Below are 2897 nucleotides of genomic sequence, written 5' to 3' on the forward strand. Positions count from 1 at the left end.
CCGCCCTGCTCGCGCACGCCGACCGCATCGTCGCAGCCAACGCCCGGGACCTCGAGGCGGGCCGGGCCGCCGGGCTCGCGACGGGCCTCCTCGACCGTCTGACCCTGGACGCGCGCCGCGTCGCCTCGCTCGCCGACGCCGTGGCCGGGATCCGCGCGCTCGACGACCCGCTCGGCCACGTCGTGCGCGGCCGCACGCTCCCGAACGGACTCCTGCTGTCCCAGGTGCGCGTCCCCTTCGGCGTGGTCGGCGCCATCTACGAGGCCCGGCCGAACGTGACCGTCGACATCGCCGCCCTGGCGCTCAAGAGCGGCAACGCGGTCGTCCTCCGCGGGGGATCGGCGGCGCTCGGCACCAACGCCGTCCTCGTCGACGTCATGCGCACGGCGCTCGAGGGCGCCGGCCTCCCCGCCGAAGCCGTGCAGACCGTGGACGCGCACGGGCGGGCCGGTGCCGCCCGCCTGATGCGCGCGCGGGGACTGGTCGACGTGCTGGTGCCGCGCGGCTCCGCCGAGCTCATCCGCACGGTCGTCGAGGAGTCGACCGTGCCCGTGATCGAGACCGGCGCGGGCGTCGTGCACGTCTACCTCGATGCCTCCGCCGACGCGCGGATGGCGGTCGGCATCGCGGTCGACGCGAAGGTCAGCCGCCCGAGCGTCTGCAACGCCATGGAGACGCTGCTCGTCCACCGGGACGCCGCGCCGCGCCTCCTCCCCGACGTGCTCGACGCCCTCCGCGACCGCGGGGTGACGGTGCACGGCGACGACGCCGTCCGCGCTCTGTGGCCCGCGGCCGTGCCCGCCACGGAGGAGGACTGGGCCGCCGAGTACCTCTCGCTCGACCTGGCCGTGCGCGTCGTCGACTCGGTGGAGGACGCGGTGGCGCACATCGCCCGCTGGTCGACGCACCACACCGAGTCCATCGTCACGTCCGACGTGGCCGTGGCGGAGCGCTTCCTCGCCGCCGTGGACTCGGCCGTCGTGATGGTGAACGCCTCCACCCGCTTCACCGACGGATCCGAGTTCGGCTTCGGCGCCGAGGTGGGGATCTCCACGCAGAAGCTGCACGCGCGGGGACCCATGGGCCTGCAGGAGCTGACGAGCACCAAGTGGGTCGTGCGGGGGAGCGGACAGGTCCGCGGCTGACCGGACGGAGTCCGGACGGAGTCCGGGCGGAGGTCGGGCCGGGACCACGGCTCGCCCGGGCCGGGTGCACCCCGCGAAGGGGCCGCCGATAGGATGGCAGGCGCCGCCTCCGCACCACGGGGCGTGCCACGAACGGAGATCCCATGCACGCGCTGACCACCACCATCCTCGCCGAGACCGAGCACGCCATGGAGCTCGCCGCTCCGCTCTGGGTGTTCCCGGCCGTCGCCGCGGTCGCGTTCATCGCCCTCGGCGTGGTCATGTTCAGCTTCCGCGACGTGAGCAACCGCCACTCGGAGAAGTGGGGCAAGCCCCCCGTCGCCGAGCAGGGCCACGGCACCGCGGACCAGGCGCACTGAGCGCGAGCACCCGCCAGATGACGACACCCGCGACCCCGCGCCTCCGCATCGGGGTCATGGGCGGCACGTTCGACCCCATCCACAACGGCCACCTCGTGGCCGCGAGCGAGGTGCAGCAGCACCTCCAGCTCGACGAGGTGATCTTCGTCCCCACGGGCCAGCCGTGGCAGAAGCAGACGGTCACCGACGGCGAGCACCGCTACCTCATGACCGTGATCGCGACCGCGGCGAACCCGCGGTTCACCGTCAGCCGCGTCGATATCGACCGGGCCCGCACCACCTACACCATCGACACGCTCCGCGACATCCGGCGCACGCACCCGGACGCGGAGCTCTTCTTCATCACGGGCGCGGACGCCATCCAGCAGATCCTCGGGTGGAAGGACGTCGCGGAGCTGTGGGACCTCGCGCACTTCGTCGCCGTGACGCGTCCCGGGCACGACCTCACCGAGAGCGGCCTCCCGCACGCCGACGTAAGATTGCTGGAGGTGCCGGCGCTGGCCATCTCCTCGACCGACTGCCGGAGCCGAGTCGGACGGGGCTTCCCCGTGTGGTACCTCGTCCCCGACGGGGTCGTCCAGTACATCTCCAAGCACCACCTGTATCGGAGCCCGCAATGACCCCCTCCCACGACGCGCCCGACTCCGGGCCGACCTCGTTCGACGACGGTCCCGCTCCCCAGACGTTCGGTCTCAGCCGCCGCGAGATGCGCGCCGCCGAGCGGGCCCGTGCCCTCGCGCTCGGCATCGACGAGGCGGACGACGCCCCGGTCGGCCAGGAGGTCCCCACGGGTCCTCGCGAGGCTGCCGTGGAGACGTCGGATCCCTCCGCCTCCGGCTCGGCCTCCGCCTCCGATGACAGCGCCGCGGCCTCGTCGGACGCCGCGTCGACCAGCGCCACCGCTCGCGAGGACGCCTCCTCCGAGCGCACCGCTCCCGAGCACGCCGTGTCCGAGGACGCCGCGGTCGCCGGCGTCCCGGTGGATGCGCCGCCGGCGGATCCGTCCGTCGGGGGATCCGCGCCCGAGGCCCCCGCGGCCGCCCCTGCGCCCGCACCGACCGGCGTGGGCCCCGAGACCTCCGCCATCCTCCTCTCGGGCGGGGTGCTGACCCGGCGCCAGCTCCGCGCCATCCGCGAGGCCGAGGAGGCCGCCCGCCAGCAGCGTGGATCCGAGCACGAGGACGCACCGGGCTCCCCGTCCGCGACGCCGGCTGGTCCCTCGGCCGATCGCGACGGCGATGACGCCGCCGAGACCGGCTCCCGCGACGCCGTGGCCGTCGACGACGCGCCCTCCGCGGGATCCGGCGCATCCGTGCCGCCGTACGCCCGCTACGGCCGCGGGTCGCGGACCGCGCCTCGCCCGCGCGCGCCCTACGGCAGCGCCTACCGCCGC

The 2897-nt window shown here is 74.8% G+C and carries 3 protein-coding genes and 1 pseudogene; all 4 read left to right on the plus strand.

What is annotated here, in order from left to right:
- Positions 1-1145 (plus strand): glutamate-5-semialdehyde dehydrogenase (locus Q6969_RS14695; protein ID WP_317231112.1); only part of this gene is annotated, 1145 nt, incomplete at its 5' end.
- Between the two features lie 143 nt (positions 1146-1288).
- Complete coding sequence (locus tag Q6969_RS14700) at positions 1289-1504, plus strand: hypothetical protein (protein ID WP_094130442.1); 216 nt, start codon at positions 1289-1291, stop codon at positions 1502-1504.
- Between the two features lie 17 nt (positions 1505-1521).
- Positions 1522-2124, plus strand: coding sequence for a nicotinate-nucleotide adenylyltransferase (gene nadD / locus Q6969_RS14705; protein ID WP_317231113.1), 603 nt, complete (start codon positions 1522-1524; stop codon positions 2122-2124).
- Positions 2121-2897, plus strand: a pseudogene (locus Q6969_RS14710) (hypothetical protein); the annotation flags it as partial. The gene nadD and the pseudogene Q6969_RS14710, both read left to right, overlap by 4 nt.

The sequence above is a fragment of the Clavibacter sp. MX14-G9D genome (assembly GCF_032917815.1).
Taxonomy (GTDB): domain Bacteria; phylum Actinomycetota; class Actinomycetes; order Actinomycetales; family Microbacteriaceae; genus Clavibacter; species Clavibacter michiganensis_K.